13 protein-coding genes and 1 riboswitch are annotated in these 15,172 nt (G+C 58.4%); of the genes, 6 read left to right on the forward strand and 7 right to left on the reverse strand.

Annotated elements, in window-relative coordinates; genetic code table 11:
* Positions 1 to 50: 50 nt before the first annotated feature.
* Positions 51 to 1,502 (reverse strand): glyceraldehyde-3-phosphate dehydrogenase, encoded by a 1,452-nt coding sequence (locus CRD20_RS02670; RefSeq protein ID WP_187404789.1) that lies wholly within the window; start codon positions 1,500 to 1,502, stop codon positions 51 to 53.
* A gap of 183 nt (positions 1,503 to 1,685) precedes the next feature.
* Between CRD20_RS02670 and CRD20_RS02675 the strand changes: the two genes are divergently transcribed.
* The 3 genes from CRD20_RS02675 to CRD20_RS02685 all read left to right on the forward strand — a co-directional run bounded on the left by CRD20_RS02675 (position 1,686) and on the right by CRD20_RS02685 (position 6,049).
* Positions 1,686 to 2,579: a Cof-type HAD-IIB family hydrolase gene (locus CRD20_RS02675; RefSeq protein ID WP_187404790.1), complete on the forward strand. Its 894-nt coding sequence runs from the start codon at positions 1,686 to 1,688 to the stop codon at positions 2,577 to 2,579.
* A gap of 98 nt (positions 2,580 to 2,677) precedes the next feature.
* On the forward strand, positions 2,678 to 4,324 hold the full coding sequence (locus CRD20_RS02680) for a peptide chain release factor 3 (RefSeq protein ID WP_070437491.1): 1,647 nt from the start codon (positions 2,678 to 2,680) through the stop codon (positions 4,322 to 4,324).
* Positions 4,325 to 4,348: 24 nt separating this feature from the next.
* Positions 4,349 to 6,049, forward strand: coding sequence for an FUSC family protein (locus CRD20_RS02685; protein WP_187404791.1), 1,701 nt, complete (start codon positions 4,349 to 4,351; stop codon positions 6,047 to 6,049).
* Here the strand turns inward: CRD20_RS02685 and CRD20_RS02690 are convergent.
* Together CRD20_RS02690 and pnuC are read right to left on the reverse strand one after the other, a co-directional pair.
* The gene (locus tag CRD20_RS02690; RefSeq protein WP_016423226.1) at positions 6,046 to 6,705 is read right to left on the reverse strand and encodes a hypothetical protein; all 660 of its coding nucleotides are present in this window, start codon (positions 6,703 to 6,705) and stop codon (positions 6,046 to 6,048) included. The genes CRD20_RS02685 and CRD20_RS02690 overlap by 4 nt on opposite strands.
* Before the next feature lie 10 nt (positions 6,706 to 6,715).
* Positions 6,716 to 7,435, reverse strand: coding sequence for a nicotinamide riboside transporter PnuC (pnuC, locus tag CRD20_RS02695; RefSeq protein ID WP_048733915.1), 720 nt, complete (start codon positions 7,433 to 7,435; stop codon positions 6,716 to 6,718).
* 10 nt (positions 7,436 to 7,445) lie between these two features.
* A riboswitch (FMN riboswitch) is annotated at positions 7,446 to 7,615 on the reverse strand.
* Between the two features lie 110 nt (positions 7,616 to 7,725).
* Between pnuC and CRD20_RS02700 the strand changes: the two genes are divergently transcribed.
* Both CRD20_RS02700 and CRD20_RS02705 read left to right on the forward strand, forming a co-directional pair.
* A complete protein-coding gene (locus CRD20_RS02700; RefSeq protein ID WP_187404792.1) occupies positions 7,726 to 8,520 on the forward strand; it encodes a YwiC-like family protein in 795 nt (264 codons plus the stop codon).
* Positions 8,521 to 8,571: 51 nt separating this feature from the next.
* A complete protein-coding gene (locus CRD20_RS02705; protein ID WP_016423229.1) occupies positions 8,572 to 9,528 on the forward strand; it encodes a MinD/ParA family protein in 957 nt (318 codons plus the stop codon).
* An 11-nt stretch (positions 9,529 to 9,539) separates the two neighbouring features.
* On the opposite strand, the gene CRD20_RS02710 is transcribed toward CRD20_RS02705, so the two are convergent.
* The 4 genes from CRD20_RS02710 to ftsE all read right to left on the reverse strand — a co-directional run bounded on the left by CRD20_RS02710 (position 9,540) and on the right by ftsE (position 13,397).
* On the reverse strand, positions 9,540 to 10,667 hold the full coding sequence (locus CRD20_RS02710) for a 3-hydroxyisobutyryl-CoA hydrolase (RefSeq protein ID WP_187404793.1): 1,128 nt from the start codon (positions 10,665 to 10,667) through the stop codon (positions 9,540 to 9,542).
* 100 nt (positions 10,668 to 10,767) lie between these two features.
* A complete protein-coding gene (ppk2, locus tag CRD20_RS02715) occupies positions 10,768 to 11,673 on the reverse strand; it encodes a polyphosphate kinase 2 (RefSeq protein WP_048733906.1) in 906 nt (301 codons plus the stop codon).
* Between the two features lie 83 nt (positions 11,674 to 11,756).
* Positions 11,757 to 12,659 carry a permease-like cell division protein FtsX gene (gene ftsX / locus CRD20_RS02720; protein ID WP_076773191.1) on the reverse strand — a complete coding sequence of 301 codons (903 nt, stop codon included), beginning with the start codon at positions 12,657 to 12,659 and terminating at the stop codon, positions 11,757 to 11,759.
* A gap of 48 nt (positions 12,660 to 12,707) precedes the next feature.
* Positions 12,708 to 13,397 carry a cell division ATP-binding protein FtsE gene (ftsE, locus tag CRD20_RS02725; protein WP_016423233.1) on the reverse strand — a complete coding sequence of 230 codons (690 nt, stop codon included), beginning with the start codon at positions 13,395 to 13,397 and terminating at the stop codon, positions 12,708 to 12,710.
* 419 nt (positions 13,398 to 13,816) lie between these two features.
* Between ftsE and CRD20_RS02730 the strand changes: the two genes are divergently transcribed.
* Positions 13,817 to 15,172: an HNH endonuclease signature motif containing protein gene (locus CRD20_RS02730; RefSeq protein ID WP_255468681.1), complete on the forward strand. Its 1,356-nt coding sequence runs from the start codon at positions 13,817 to 13,819 to the stop codon at positions 15,170 to 15,172.

The raw sequence follows: 15,172 nt of genomic DNA on the forward strand, positions 1-15,172 counted from the left end.
GGGGAAGAGGGCCTTCGAGGGCTCAGCAGCTCAAGCCCAGGACCGCCGACTTACAGCTCGTCGATGTGCTTGCGCTTCGGGTAGACCCGCGGACGAGCGCCTGCGATCTCCTCAGCAATGCGGATGACCTGGTTGGAGTAACCGAACTCGTTGTCGTACCAGACGTAGAGCACCAGGTGCTTACCGTTGGCGATGGTAGCCAGACCATCGACGATGCCAGCGTGGGTGGAGCCGACGAAGTCGGTGGAAACCACTTCCGGGGAGTGGATGTAGTCAATCTGCTGGCGCAGAACGGACTTGAGGGAAACCTCACGCAGGTAGTTGTTGACTTCGTCGCGGTCGACCTCAGTGTCCAGGGTCAGGTTCAGCACCGCCATGGAAACGTCCGGGGTGGGAACGCGGATGGCGTTACCGGTCAGCTTGCCCTCGAACTCCGGCAGAGCCTTGGCGACGGCCTTTGCGGCACCGGTCTCAGTGAGAACCATGTTCAGGGTGGCTGCGCGGCCACGGCGAGAACCCTTGTGGAAGTTGTCGATCAAGTTCTGGTCATTAGTGAAGGAGTGAACAGTCTCGACGTGCCCGAACTCGACGCCCCACTTGTCATTGACGACCTTCAGCACCGGGGTGATGCCGTTGGTAGTACAGGAAGCTGCCGACAAAATGTTGTCAGATTCCTCGATGATGTTGTGGTTGATTCCGTAGACGATGTTCTTCACATCGCCCTTGCCCGGCGCGGTGAGCAGAACCTTGGAAACACCCTTGGACTGAAGGTGCTGTGACAGTCCCTCGCGGTCGCGCCAACGACCGGTGTTGTCAATGACAATCGCATCGTTAATGTCGTAGGCGGTGTAGTCGACAGTTGCCGGGTCATTGGAGTAAATAACCTGAATCGGGGTGCCGTTTGCCCAGATAATGCTGTTTTCGCGGTCGACCGAGATGGTGCCGTCGAATGCACCGTGGACGGAGTCACGACGCAGCAGCGAAGCACGCTTGACGATGTCGTCCTCACCATTCTGGCGAACCACAATTGCGCGCAGGCGCGGGCCGTTGAACAGTGCCTCCCGAGCCAGCAGAATGCGAGCCAGCAGGCGGCCGATGCGGCCGAAACCGTAGAGGACAATGTCGGTCTTCGGGGTCTGTGTCCCGGCACCGATGACGTCGGCAAGCTCACGCTCGAGGAATGCGCGCAAGTCGCCGCCTTCCTCTTCGAAGCTGGTAGCCAGGGCGCCCAGGTCGATGGAGGCGGTGCCGAGATCCATCTTCACCAGTTCCTGCAGAATCGGCAGGGTCTGACTCAGCGGCAGCTCCTGCGAGGTGATGCGACGGGCGTAGCGGTGCGACTTAATGATGCCGGTCTCGGTAACGTTTTCCAGTCGGCGGCCGAAGATTGAAGTCACGACATCGTTGTTGCGACGCAGTTGTCCCAGGAGGGGGATCATCTGCTCTGCAAGGCTGATGCGCTCATTCCAGTCATTGCGCTTGATGGGGGCCGAATCCGACATAAATCCTCCTGGCTTAAATGAGTATGAGTTCCCCCTCAAAATACCCCGCACACGCTATTCAACGGCTATCGCCCTCAACTGGGTACCCCGTATTGTGGCCCAGCTTTCACCCAATCGGGGGAGCCCCTGGGAGACACCTCAAGGAAGAAAAATGAACCCTACTTACCCGTTAGAATAAGAGCCATGACGGAACCCCTGGATATCCAGCAGCAATCTCCCGCCCAGCCGCCATACCGCCTTGTAGTCACAGATATGGACGGGACTCTATTAAATGAAGACAAGGAAATCCCGGATTCCTTTTGGCCGGTAGTCACCGAGCTGCTCGACCGCGGTGTCCACTTCGCTCCCGCGTCGGGCCGCCAGTACGCGACTCTGGCCGACCAGTTCGCCCCCATTGCACACCGCATCCCAATCATTGCGGAAAACGGCAACTACGTCGCGGATGCGGGCGAGGTGGTCTCGGTTACCAGCATCGACCACGGCGTTGTCACCCAGTTGGTGCACGCGATCCGCCAGTTCAACGACAACCGTGTGGCGGCGGGCCGTACTCCCCTGTCGGTTATTATCTGCGGCGCTGCCAGCGCATACGTGGAGTTTTTCCCGCCGCATTTCAATATTCCGGAGGAAGTTCAGCAGCTGCAGTTCGACGAGGCCGCCAAGTACTACCTGAAGCTGCAGAAGGTCGATGATGTCATCGCCGCTGCCGCCGAGGACGGCATCGTCAAAATTGCCGCCTTTGATCCTTACTCCGTCGAAGAGGAATCGGCCGATTACCTGCGTTCCCAAAGCTCGCACTTGCGCGCGGTAGTCTCCGGTGCCCACTGGGTCGACCTCATCGATGCCAACACCAACAAGGGCACGGCACTCGCCGCCCTGCAGGAGGCCCTAGGTGTCTCTCCTGCCGAAACTGTCTGCTTCGTTGACTACCTGAATGATCTCGAGCTCATCGACCACGCAGGCCGTTCGTTTGCCATGTCCAACGGTCACCCGGAAATCAAACGCCGCGCCACCGACATCGCACCGTCGAACGCGGAGGAAGGCGTCATCACGACGCTGCGCGAGCTGTTCAACCTCTAACTGCAATTGACCCCTTACCCCACTGGAGCGGTAAGTTAGAAAGGTTGAACCCGATTCCCTTATTCCGATTTTCTTTTTAAGGAAAGCGTAGTTTCCCTGTGACCACTCTCGCCGAAGAAGCCGCACGCCGCCGCACATTCGCCGTCATCGCACACCCGGATGCCGGTAAGTCCACGCTCACCGAGGCGCTGGCGCTGCATGCTCATGTCATTAACGAAGCCGGTGCTGTCCACGGCAAGGCCGGCCGTAAGTCGACTGTGTCCGACTGGATGGACATGGAGAAGGATCGCGGCATCTCGATTGCCTCTTCCGCGCTTCAGTTCGAGTACCAGCCAGAGGGGCACGACGGCGAGCCGTACATGATCAATCTCGTCGATACGCCTGGTCACGCTGACTTTTCCGAGGACACCTACCGTGTGCTCACCGCTGTCGACGCCGCTGTCATGCTTGTCGACGGTGCCAAGGGTCTCGAGCCTCAGACGTTGAAACTGTTCCGGGTTTGTAAGTCCAACGGAATTCCCATCGTCACCGTCATCAACAAGTGGGACCGCCCGGGTAAGGCTCCCCTGGAGTTGATGGATGAGATTGTCGCGGAAATTGGCCTGCAGCCGACTCCGCTGTACTGGCCAGTCGGTGAGGCCGGCGACTTCCGCGGTCTGCTGGAGCGTGGTGAGGACGGCGAAGCCAAGCAGTTCATCGGCTTCGAGCGCACTGCCGGTGGCGCCACTATTGCCGCTGAGCGTCACCTCACCCCAGATGAGGCCGCCGCAGAGCAGGGCGACGCCTGGGAGACGGCAGCCGAGGAGTCCGAGCTACTCTCCGCCGATAGCGCTGACCACGACCAGGAGATGTACCTCGCTGGCGACACCTCTCCGGTGATTTTCGCCTCCGCCATGCTGAACTGGGGTGTCCACCAGATCCTGGACACTCTCTGCGAGCTGGCTCCGGCACCTGGTGCCCGCGTGTCCGACCCGGCTGCCGTTGCCGCTGCAGCGGCTGGCGGCCAGGGAGCTATCGTCGAAAAGCGTGAGCCGACGGATGATTTTTCGGGCGTCGTGTTCAAGGTGCAGGCGGGTATGGATACGCACCACCGCGACAAGCTGGCATTCATGCGCGTTGTCTCTGGCGAGTTTGACCGCGGCATGCAGGTCACGCATGCGCAGTCGGGACGTAGTTTCTCCACAAAGTATGCTTTGACCGTTTTCGGCCGGACACGTTCGACTGTGGAGACGGCTTACCCGGGCGACATTGTCGGCCTGGTCAATGCGGGTTCACTGGCACCGGGTGACACGATCTACGAGGGCCGCAAGGTTCAATTCAAGCCGATGCCGCAGTTCGCGCCCGAGCACTTCCGCACTCTGCGCGCCAAGAGCCTGGGCAAGTACAAGCAGTTCCGTAAGGCTGTCGATCAGCTCGATGCCGAGGGCGTGGTGCAGATTCTGCGCAACGATGCCCGCGGCGATGCCGCCCCGGTGATGGCCGCGGTCGGCCCGATGCAGTTCGAGGTCATGATGGCACGCATGGAAAACGAGTACAACGTCGAGACCATCGCCGAGCCGATCCCCTACTCCGTCGCCCGCCGCACGGACGAAGAGACCGCGCCTGAGCTGGCAAAGCAGCGCGGCGTGGAGATCTTCACGCGTTCCGACGGCGCCCTCATCGCGCTCTTCGGGGACAAGTGGAAGCTGTCCTTCATTGAGAAGGAGCACCCGGAGTTCACGCTCGAGACGCTGGTCGCAGACTAGAGTTTTAAGGAGATTTCACCAACATTGAGCCAAACGGTTGAGCTTCCTCCGCAACCAAGTGCATGGCAGCTTTTTACTGCCTTCCACTCCCGTGCGCAGAGATGGCCCGGTGCCCTCCGCGCAGCACTCGCGCTATTCCTGCCGGGTGCCGTGGCACTTCTCACCGGCCATGGCTCGGAGATGCTCCTTATCGCCGCTGGTGGCTGTGTGGTCATCTATGGCGAGGGCCACCCCTACCGCAGTCGCCTGCGCGTGATGGCCATCGCCGGACTATGCCTGGTCGCCGGCGTTATGTCCGGCAGTTTTGTTGGATCAGTGGTCCACAGTGAGATCGCTTCCGGCGACAGTAATCTATGGCTGCTGCTCATCGCACTTTTTACCACGACGCTGGCTACCGCCGGCGCCTTTATCCAAAACGCACTGCGCCTGCCACCACCAGGTTCATTCTTCATTGTGATGGTCTCAGGCGGTACCACAATGGTCGCCCGCCTTGGCTTCAACCCGGTTGAAACCGCCATGTGGGCTACCGTTGGTGTGCTTTCGGCGATAGTCATCGGCATGGCACCGCGGTTGTGGAATCCGCACGGCCCCGAGATGGCGGCCGTCCAATCCCTTGAATCAGCCATCGAGGCGATGGAAAAATCAGACTCGACATCGTTCGCCGTTCATCACCAGGCGCAAACTGCACTCACCGACGCATGGGAATCGCTTGCCGACGCAGGAATCATCCGTGGCAGCAAAATCGTCAAGCCCTCCCATACGGAACTGGTCAACCGTGTCATCGCTGCTCATCAGCGACTGATTGCTATCCGCGGCCGCTTGGGCGTGCACGGCAGCGCTGTGGACATCGTGGACACACCTAACCTTATCGACGAGACACAGACAACCATTCCACTCGCTCGGCCAAGCGTAAGCTACCGAGGCTTCCGCTCTTTCGAGCGCTATTCTCACGCGTCGATGACTGCGACAAAGGTGGCTATTACTGGCGGCTTAGCTGGTCTCATCAGCGTGCTAGTCGGTCTTGACCGGCCTGACTGGGCGGTGGTCAGCGCATTGATGACTCTACAGTGGGGCCCCGACCGCACCGCCGGTTCGATTCGAGGGATTCACCGCATGGTGGGCTCGATTATCGGCATTTTCCTCTATGCGCTGCTCTTTTCCTTTGGCCTGGACAGCTGGACGCTACTTATCGCGCTTGCAGCATGCCAATTCGGCGCGGAGGTTCTCGTGGTGAAAAACTATGCGCTGACGACAATCGTCACCACTCCATTGGCGCTGCTGCTGGGCGGAAACGTCGCTGGCGAACTCGCACCGATTGTGACCGATCGTGTCTTGGAAGTCGGTATCGCCTGCGCGCTGGCTCTCGCTGTCCTGCACTTCTGGCCAACCGAGAGCATTGAAAAGCACTACCTGCGTCATATTCCGCGCTGCTATCGACAGATGGGCGCTCTTCTCGGCGCGCTGCTAACCGGTACTCCGAATCAGGCGCTCGATATTCGTCGAGATCTCCAGTACGAGCTGCTCAGTGAGCGCCAGGCCATCTCGTCTTTGGCCACCAACGACCCCGAAATCGCCGCTCCACACTGGGATGGGCATCGTCGCATTCGCACAGCTGGCTATTTGTTGCTGGACTACTGTCGCACGCATCCGGATATCCGCCCCTCTCACGAGGAGATTTTCAAGCTCGCCGAGGTAGTCCAGGCAGCTAAAGCTGAGGAGCGCTAGTCCTCCGGCAGCGGGGGCTCCTTGCGCAGGTCGCGGGCGGTTGCCCGCCTTACCTCGCGCGGTTCCTCCTCTGAGCCCCGCGAACGGAACTTGGCCGCGATGTCCTTCAACGAAGACGACAGCGGCGGCAGCTTCTCCAGCGCGTCACGGCCCGCGTCCCACGCGTCGGTAGCAATATTTTCCGCTTTCCGACGGAACTTGCGGACCTTCTCCTCGCGCTGACGCTTAGTCTCTGCCGCGTCATTTTGCCGCTCGCGCTCACGCTCAAAGGCGGCGACATCGCGGGCTTCGGCGTCGGAAAGCCTCTTCGAGGCATGTGCCGCGGCGTCCCATGACTCCTCCAGCGATTCCGCGAGGTGCAACATGGCATCGATGCGCTTTTCAACTTCGCGCAGCTTCTCGCGGTAGCCCCGCTGAATGTCATAGCGGCGCATGATGCGGCGGGCACGAGTGGCCTCATTGCGCCAGGTGATGATTGCGCCCTCAGAAATCGACTCATCGACGACGAAACGCATCGTCCACGGGTCGACATCAGCGCTGGCCAGATTGTTGCGTACCCGCTCCTCGCGGTCGAGGACGTCCTGCACGAGACTGCGGGCACGCTCTTCGGCTTGATGGGCGCGGTTGGTACGGGAGTTATCTGGTCGGAAGCTCACCTGGACTATCCTACCGCTCGGCTGCTGCCAAAGCCGGTACTTGGTCGGTCTCGGAGCTCTTCTGCTGGTCATTGTCGCTCTGGTGCTCGAGGCGAACCCAGGAGACAAAGCCCCAAATAACGAAGCATCCGTAGAAGAGGTACAGCGCCGCCGACGGGTAGTAGCCCCCCTTGAGCAGCAACGGCACTCCCACGGCGTCAACGGCAATCCAAATTAGCCAGAATTCGTTCCACCCGCGGGCCATACCCCAGGTCGCCAACATCGAACCGACGAAAATCCAAGCATCGGCCCATGGCCCCCACGAGCCCAGCATCTCAAAGATATTGGCACAAATCACAGTGGCGAAGATAGCCACGGTAATCATCCCAATGCGTTCCGATGCCGTCGCCCACCGCGGCTCAATTGCGACCTCGTCACCGCTCTGATTGCGGCTCTTGACCCAGCTGAACCACCCGTAGAGACTGACGACGATAAACATGACCTGACGCCCAGCCTGGCCATAGAGATCAAGATTTTGTGGCGTGTGGAAAACTCCGCCGAGGAAGACGGTAAACAGCAAGGCATTTCCGATAATGCCGACCGGCCAAGCCCATACCTTCCGTTTCATACCTAGGAAGGCACACGCCAGGCCAAAGAGGTTACCGACAATTTCACGAATCAAGATTGGTGCTCCCGCCACACTGAGCTGTGCAGTGAGGAAACCCACCAAAAAATCCGACACGTATTCCACGAATTATTCAACTCCTTCTCTTTCATCCGGACTATGACCGTCGGTTTCGGATTCCAACCGAAATCTGCTTGTCCCCTACCTGACGACCCTTCTGGCCACAGGTAGGGCGCTCGTGGACTTGTCTGCGTCAGCCGCAGCATCACCACCGGTGAGGAATTTCACCTCGCCCTGAGAATGCGAGTTCAACGTTAGCACTGTCGCCTTGCGCGCATGTGCATTTTATTCAATGAGATTTCAATATGAGGTTCTAATACAGCCCCCGACATAATTACGCATCTACAATGCGTAGTATGAGCCAAAAGCCCCGCCAGCCACGTCCTCCCCGCCCCGCCCGCCGCTTCCACCACAAGCGCTCCGCTGGCTGGGTTCCGGACCAGCACGGCGCCTGGTTCATGGTCACCATTCCCCCGCTGACCGCTCTCGCCCTCAACCCCACATGGACAGGCCTTGCCGTCACCGCGACCTGGCTGCTCGGCTACTTCGCATTCTTCGCCGTGAGCGTCTGGCTCCGCTCTCGTCGCCAACGCCGCCACCTCGCACCCGCCGCCACATACACCGCGCTCACTGCCGTCGCCGGCTGCATCACACTGCTTGCCGACGTTTCCCTCCTCACCTGGGTCGCCCTCATTGCCCCTCTTGCCGCTATCGCTATTTGGGAGACCTACCGCCGCCGACCGCGCTCACTTCTCTCTGGTGTCTCCACCGTTCTGGCCGCTAGCCTCATGGTGCCTATCATCGCCGGACCAACCCCGAAAGCTTGGGCAATTGCGGCTATCTACGCTGGATATTTCGTCGGCACCGTGCCCTATGTAAAAACTATGATTCGCGAGCGCGGCAACCGCCAGTGGCTCATTGGCTCGGTCACGTATCACGTTCTCATTACCGCCGTGGCCATCATCGGGTGGCTCCTCCTCCACGACCGGAACCTCATCAGCATCGGTGTGCCCATCGTCGCAATTGGGCTTCTCATCAGGTCTTTTACCATGCCAATCTCCGGCGCTCGCCGCGCTCGGCCGTGGACTCCGAAACAGGTCGGAATTCTCGATGCCTTCTTTGGAGTCGCCGTCGTTCTGGCTGCGTGGTAAAAACGACGGCGGGGACATACTTTGGGGATTTTTGGGGAGGGGATGAAGTCTATGACTTCCACCAAACACGCAGTCAATCACGCAGTTTCCGTCTCAGACTTGGCCGCTAGCCTGAACTCGCGGCAGGCACCACAGTCGGGCTGGCGCAGCTGGGTTCATAAGGCCACCTGGGGCGCAATTTCACCGCGGGAATCATCGTCGGCACGCAAGCAACGCGAGCTGATAGAGCGGGTGCGACAGCCTATCTACGGTGACTACAACATCGCTGTTATCAGCGTGAAGGGCGGCGTTGGCAAGACGTCGACAACCATGTGCCTGGGCGCCACGCTTGCAAGCCTGCGCAGTGACCGAATCGTCGCGATCGACGCGAATCCGGACTTTGGCACCCTCGGCGCACGCGTCACCGCAGCCAATCCCGCATCTATTCGCGATCTGCTCCGAGCCCCGGATACGGACAAATACGCGCAGGTCCGCGCATATACATCACACACGCCGTCACGGCTGGAGGTTGTCGGCAGCGACCAAAATCCGACATCGACGATCGCGCTTTCCGACGGCGAATACTGCGCGGCCCTCGACATCCTTCGGCGGCATTACAACGTGAGTCTGACAGACTGCGGTACCGGCCTGACGCAGCCCATCTCCGCTTCGATTCTGTCTGCGGCCAATTGTCTGGTGCTGGTCACCACGCCTGCACTGGACGGCGTGAAAAGCGCCTGGACGACATTGGACTGGCTTTCAGCGCACGGCTTCGAACGGTTGGTTTCTACCACTGTCGTGGTGGTCAACGAGCTAAATAAACAGGGACTGTCCACAGAGACCGTGCACGAGTTATTTGCCCAGCGCTGCCGCGCAGTACAGGTCATCCCCTATGATCCGCATATCGCGAATGGTGCCAATATCGAGCTGGACAATCTCCAGCCCGCCACCACCCAGAGCTATCTCGAATTGGCGGCCATGATTGCCGATGATTTCGCGCCAACGACTGGCCGCCACAGCTTTGTCTAACGCAGGGCTCGCTAACGAAGGTGCTGTCGAATCTCCTCGACGTCAACTTCCTGCACGATAGCGGGCTTAAAGGCGGCGTCGCGGTCCTTATCCACCAACACTGCCCTCACACCCTCGGCAAAATTAGGGTGCTGGCGCATGTAAGCGCCAAGCTTCATCTCCCGGTCTAGCGCCTCCTGCAGGGTGACCTCGTGGGCGGAGTTAGCCGCATAGAGTTCCACGGCCGCTACGAGACTTTCCGGGTTGGCGGGTGCCAGCAGGTCGCGAAAAGTCTCCACTGTTGACGATGCACAAGAGCCCGCCTCAGCGGCTTCGTTGAGAGCTCGCTCAATCTCCGCCCAGGTATCAGCCCCAAAGCAAGCCTCAATGCAGTCGCTCCACTCGGCCAACTGCGGATCCCCGAGCAGATCACGAGCCTCAGCTGAGTCCACATCGAGCGCATACTCCGCGAGCGCCGAATCAATTCCATCGCGGTCCAGAGCCGCAACAAACTCGTCCAGCTGCGCGGATGGCACCGCATGTGTCGCCCATCCAGACCACAGCATGTCCGCCGCAGTTAGGCGGTAACCGGTCAGCCCGGTAAACCTCGCGATTGCCGACGAGGGCCCTCCTAACCGCGTGTTCACATGCTGCGAAAAGTGGGTAATGCCAACGTCGGGAATAAAGCCGATTGCCATTTCTGGCATGGAAGCGCTGGCACGCTCGGTCACGATTCGGTGGGAGCCGTGCATGGAAACACCAAGGCCACCGCCCATAGCGATGCCATCAATAATCGCGATATATGGCTTGGACTGCGCGAATTCCGCAATCATCGCGTTCATCTCGTACTCATCCCGGAAAAACTCCTCCCCCTGCTCCGGAACGCCATCGAGCACAGCCTGCCGAACTGCGCGCACATCACCACCGGCACAAAACGCCTTGGGGTGACCGGATGAAACAACAATGTGGTCCACCGAGTCGTCGTCACGCCATGCGCGGAGCCCCTCGACGACCTCGGTGACCATATCCAAATCGAGCGAATTAAGTGCCTTCGGCCTATTCAGCCGAAGGTGACCAGATCGCCCGTGGACTTCTCGCAGCACCTTCGGCTCATCGACCTCGGTGCGTGCAGTGCCAGAACCGTTATCAGTAGCAGTCATGCCACCCAGTGTGACACAGATAACTAACCAGGGAAAGGTTCTGACGGGAAGGTTCTGCTGCGAAGGTTCTGACGACCAGAACCTCACTGAGACTAAGGAGCTACTTCTTCTTGCTCTTCTTGTCCTTTTTGTCCTTCTTGTGCTTCTTGCCCTTCTTATCGGACTTGCCTGCGCCCTTCACGCGGTCAGCCTCGAGATTGGCAGCAACGTCCGGCACATAGCGGAACTCAGTGCGCGGCGGACGCTCGTAGCTTCCCTCCGACTCCGGACGCTCCGGGATTTCCGGAACATCGCGCTGAATGCGCTCGTACGGAATGGTCGTCAACAGGTGGTTGATGACATTGATACGCGAACGCTTCTTGTCCTCAGACTCAACCGTGAACCACGGTGCGGACGGGATATCGGTGTGGATGAACATCTCATCCTTTGCACGGGAGTAATCCTCCCAGCGGGTGATGGACTCCAGATCCATCGGCGAGAGCTTCCAGCGGCGCAGTGGATCCTCACGACGGGACTTGAAGCGGGCAACCTGCTCCTCGTCCGACACAGAGAACCAGTACTTACGCAGGATAATGCCGTCTTCGACCAGCAGACGCTCAAAAATCGGCGCTTGATGCAGGAAGCGACGGTACTCCTGCGAAGTGCAGAAGCCCATGACACGCTCAACGCCGGCACGGTTGTACCAGGAGCGGTCGAAAATCACGATTTCACCAGCAGTCGGCAGCTTTTCGACGTAACGCTGGAAGTACCACTGACCCTGCTCACGGCTAGTCGGAGCCGGCAGGGCCTCAATACGACAGGTACGGGGGTTCAGGTACTGCGTGATGCGCTTAATGGCCGACCCCTTGCCGGCAGCGTCACGCCCCTCCATCACGATGACAATTCGGGCACCGGTTTCTACCACCCACTGCTGCATTTCGACGAGCTCTGCCTGGAGCTTTTTGAGCTCGGCCTCATAAGCCTTCTTGTCGAGCTTCGGTGGGCGCTGGACGTCGTCATTATTCATAGTCCACAGTTTACCCGGCAGGGCGCGACGACCCTATTCGCCGGGTTTAACCGCGGGGCCTAATAGCTAACCTTTTTGCAACCCTAGTCGCGTGAGTAAAGACGCAGCGTGACCTGCGCAACAAGCCCAGCGAAGACCATGCCAATAACGACCACGATCGGCGCCACCACACCGATATCGCCGTTGGTCAGCGGCGCCAGGAGCTGTGCCTTGTACAGGTTACTCAGCGCCGGATCGATGACCGTCGCCTTGCCCAGGAACAGCGCACCAATGGCCAGCACACCACCAATCAGCGACGCAATCACAGCCTCGAGGACGAACGGCGCCTGCGTGAACCAGCGGCTGGCACCGACCATGCGCATAATCTCAACTTCCTTACGACGCGAGAACGCCGCAATCTGCACCATGTTCGCAATCAGGAATACCGCGGCAACGGCCTGCACCGCCGCTAGCAGGAAGGTCGCATTTCGCACCGAGTCCAGGTTCTGAGCTGCAGTACCGATCTCTTCATGCTGGTCAGTAACGTGGTCGACCTGTGGCAGCTCCCGAATCGGATCGAGCGGGCTGACATCGGTCGGGTCGCTCAGACGCACCATCACGACAGCCGGCAGCGACTCCGGCGTCGCATTTTCCACGAGCACGGGGTCACTGTCCTTGAACATCTCCACGAAGTGGTCAAAGTTTTGCTGACGATTTCGGAAGGTCACCGAATCAACGCCGTCAGCCTCTTCAAGCTTGCCGACGACCTCAGCACACTCCGGCGATGAGCAAGTTTGGTCTTCGGCGGAGATTTGTTCATTCAGCTCAATCTGCACTTCTACTCGATCGAGATAGAGATCCTTCGTGCGGCTGGTCTGCTCAGTAACCAGGATGCCCGTCGCAAGCAGCGCCAACGACACCGCAGTCGTAATAATCATCGCGATGGTCATCGTGATGTTTCGGCCCAAGGAGGAGAAAGCCTCACCGAGGACAAAGCGAGTCTTCATAGGTCAGTAATACCTTTCGAATGAGTTCTTCTACCGATGGACTGTCTGCTAGTTGTTCAGGCCGTAAACACCCGTGGCGTCGTCACGCACGAGACGCCCCAGCTCCAGCTCCAGCACGCGGCGACGCATGGAGTCCACGGCATCGTTGTCGTGAGTCGACACAATAACGGTCGTGCCCATGCGATTGATGCGGTCAAGCAGGAGCATGATGTCACCGGAGGTGCTTGGGTCGAGGTTGCCGGTGGGCTCGTCGGCAAGCAAGATGAGCGGGCGGTTGACGAAGGCGCGAGCGATGGCGACGCGCTGCTGCTCACCACCAGACAGCTCGTGCGGGTAGCGGTTTTCCTTACCCGAGAGCCCGACCATTTCGAGCGTTTCCGGAACTGCCTTGTCGATTTTCGCCTTCGGCTTGCCAATTACCTGCAATGCGAACGCGACATTTTCGTACACCGTCTTCTTTGGCAGCAGGCGGAAGTCCTGGAAGACGTACCCCACCTTTTGACGCAATTTAGGGATGTTGCGACGAGAAATCTTGGTCAGATCCTGGTCTGCAACCGTCAGTTTTCCTGAATCCACTTTCTCTTCACGCACCATAAGGCGCAGGAAGGTCGACTTACCAGAGCCCGACGGTCCAATGAGAAAGACAAACTCACCTTTATCTATGTGGACTGAAACGTCGTCGAGAGCTGGTCGGCTAGAAGTCGAGTAGGACTTGGTAACCCCGTCGAAAGTGATCATAAGTAGACACTCTAATCACTTAAGCCACTCAAGTCACTCTGGAATGCGTGGAATTGGTCGCCGTGACGGGATTGCGGGAACAGGCGGCGTCGAACGCTAACCCAGAGCGCGACCGCACGAAAGCTCACGCCATAGCAATGTTCGAAACTATTTTCCCCAAAAATCTTTAAATGCCCCTTTACTTCGCTTACCTGTTCGATTAAAATGAGCCATGAAAGATTAAAAGCGAGGATTGAAAACATCAAATAACGTAGCCGAGCTGCTTTAAGCTTGGAAAATTGACACTCAGAGTTAGTCGAAAATACTTTCCCTACCTCTTCCTTATTTCAACATTTCAACGTCCAGGCCTTATCTTTCAGGGGGATTCACCAATGGCCAGCGGGGAACATATACCACGCAAACGCACTTACGCTGCGGCAATGGAAGCGACGGCACCACGCTTTCACCATGAGATTTCTCAAACAGCACCAGCACGTCTTGGAATTGACCACAATCGAGCTGACTTGAAGCTTGCCCTTGCTTGTGTTCCCTCTTCTTCAACAAAAGATGTCGAAGATTACATCGCCAAAATCGCTCCAGCTCTTGGCATGTCACGTGGGAGAACACTCCAGTACATCGATGTCGGAATGCAACTAGAGCGACTCCCGCGGTTAAAAGAGCTTCTGCTCAAACGCGCACAGCTACCGCTTCCCCACATGCGGGTCATTGCCACGGCCATCCTCCCATTGGATGACCCCTCGGCTGTGAGATATTTCGAAGACCATCTCCTTGAGCTGATCACTCCGAGAGTCAATGGTGAAGTTCTTCGCGGAGTTCGGAGCCTTCAACAGAATATTCAGCGGCTTATTGATGAAGTCAGCCCGCTATTGCGCCCGAAGAATGAGTACGACCCGCCGATCACTTCGTTTCAAAAAGGCATCGAGCAAAAAACTGGCGAATCTATAACGTTCGAGTTAAAGGACAACCTCACTGAAGTCACCATGGAACTGATGCCTGAGCGGGCAATTGAGTTTCAGAAGGTCTTGGAGGAAATCACCGCTGATCAGGACTGCGACTTTGTCGAGGCCTTTTCACATCTTCTGCACGGGACTGCCCAGGTCACCGCCACACTGAATCTGTACTGCCCACTAACCCAAGACAAGCCCCAAAAAGCCTGGATCGGTGGCCTGGGGTGGATCAACAAAATCGCCACTGAATCCTGGCTCGATCGGGTCACTAGCATCCGGCTACTAGCGGACGAGAAAACGGAAAAGTACTCGCCAACAGAGCGACAGCGTACTTACATCCAAGGTAGAGACGGCACCTGTCGCTTTCCCGGATGCGATGTCGATGCGACGAAGTGCGACATCGACCACATTCAGCCGTATAACCACGAGAATCCCGACGAAGGTGGCCAAACCGAGACGCCCAACCTCCATTGCCTATGCCGTCGCCACCACAATCTAAAAACGGCCGGTCTTTGGAATGTCGTGCGCGATATCGACGGCGTGGAGTACTGGACCTCCGCCACTGATCAGAGCGCTGAAAAAGCTGCCCTAATCAGCACAGAATCAGGGCCGCTCTCCGGCCACGGTCGCTACTCCTTCGACCTGCGCAAGACAAAGAAAGCACAGACACTCAAAGAGTACAACGAGCAGAGGTTGGAAAACCTCCGCGAATCACAGGAGCTGACAAATCAGGCTCGCGAAGAACTGGGAATGAACAAAAACGAGAGAAAATCAGAAGCCGACGACCCCACCGCACCGGAAGCACCCGAAGACGAACCGCCCTTCTAG

The organism is Corynebacterium sp. LK33, from assembly GCF_014334955.1.
Taxonomy (GTDB): Bacteria; Actinomycetota; Actinomycetes; order Mycobacteriales; family Mycobacteriaceae; genus Corynebacterium; species Corynebacterium jeikeium_D.

Bases quoted from the DNA above. Each gene is read 5' to 3' on its own strand.
- CRD20_RS02670 (WP_187404789.1), bottom strand. From the start codon at position 1,502: ATGTCGGATTCGGCCCCCATCAAGCGCAATGACTGGAATGAGCGCATC.
- CRD20_RS02675 (WP_187404790.1), top strand. From the start codon at position 1,686: ATGACGGAACCCCTGGATATCCAGCAGCAATCTCCCGCCCAGCCGCCA.
- CRD20_RS02700 (WP_187404792.1), top strand. From the start codon at position 7,726: ATGAGCCAAAAGCCCCGCCAGCCACGTCCTCCCCGCCCCGCCCGCCGC.
- CRD20_RS02705 (WP_016423229.1), top strand. From the start codon at position 8,572: ATGACTTCCACCAAACACGCAGTCAATCACGCAGTTTCCGTCTCAGAC.
- CRD20_RS02710 (WP_187404793.1), bottom strand. From the start codon at position 10,667: ATGACTGCTACTGATAACGGTTCTGGCACTGCACGCACCGAGGTCGAT.
- ppk2 (WP_048733906.1), bottom strand. From the start codon at position 11,673: ATGAATAATGACGACGTCCAGCGCCCACCGAAGCTCGACAAGAAGGCT.
- ftsX (WP_076773191.1), bottom strand. From the start codon at position 12,659: ATGAAGACTCGCTTTGTCCTCGGTGAGGCTTTCTCCTCCTTGGGCCGA.
- ftsE (WP_016423233.1), bottom strand. From the start codon at position 13,397: ATGATCACTTTCGACGGGGTTACCAAGTCCTACTCGACTTCTAGCCGA.
- CRD20_RS02730 (WP_255468681.1), top strand. From the start codon at position 13,817: ATGGAAGCGACGGCACCACGCTTTCACCATGAGATTTCTCAAACAGCA.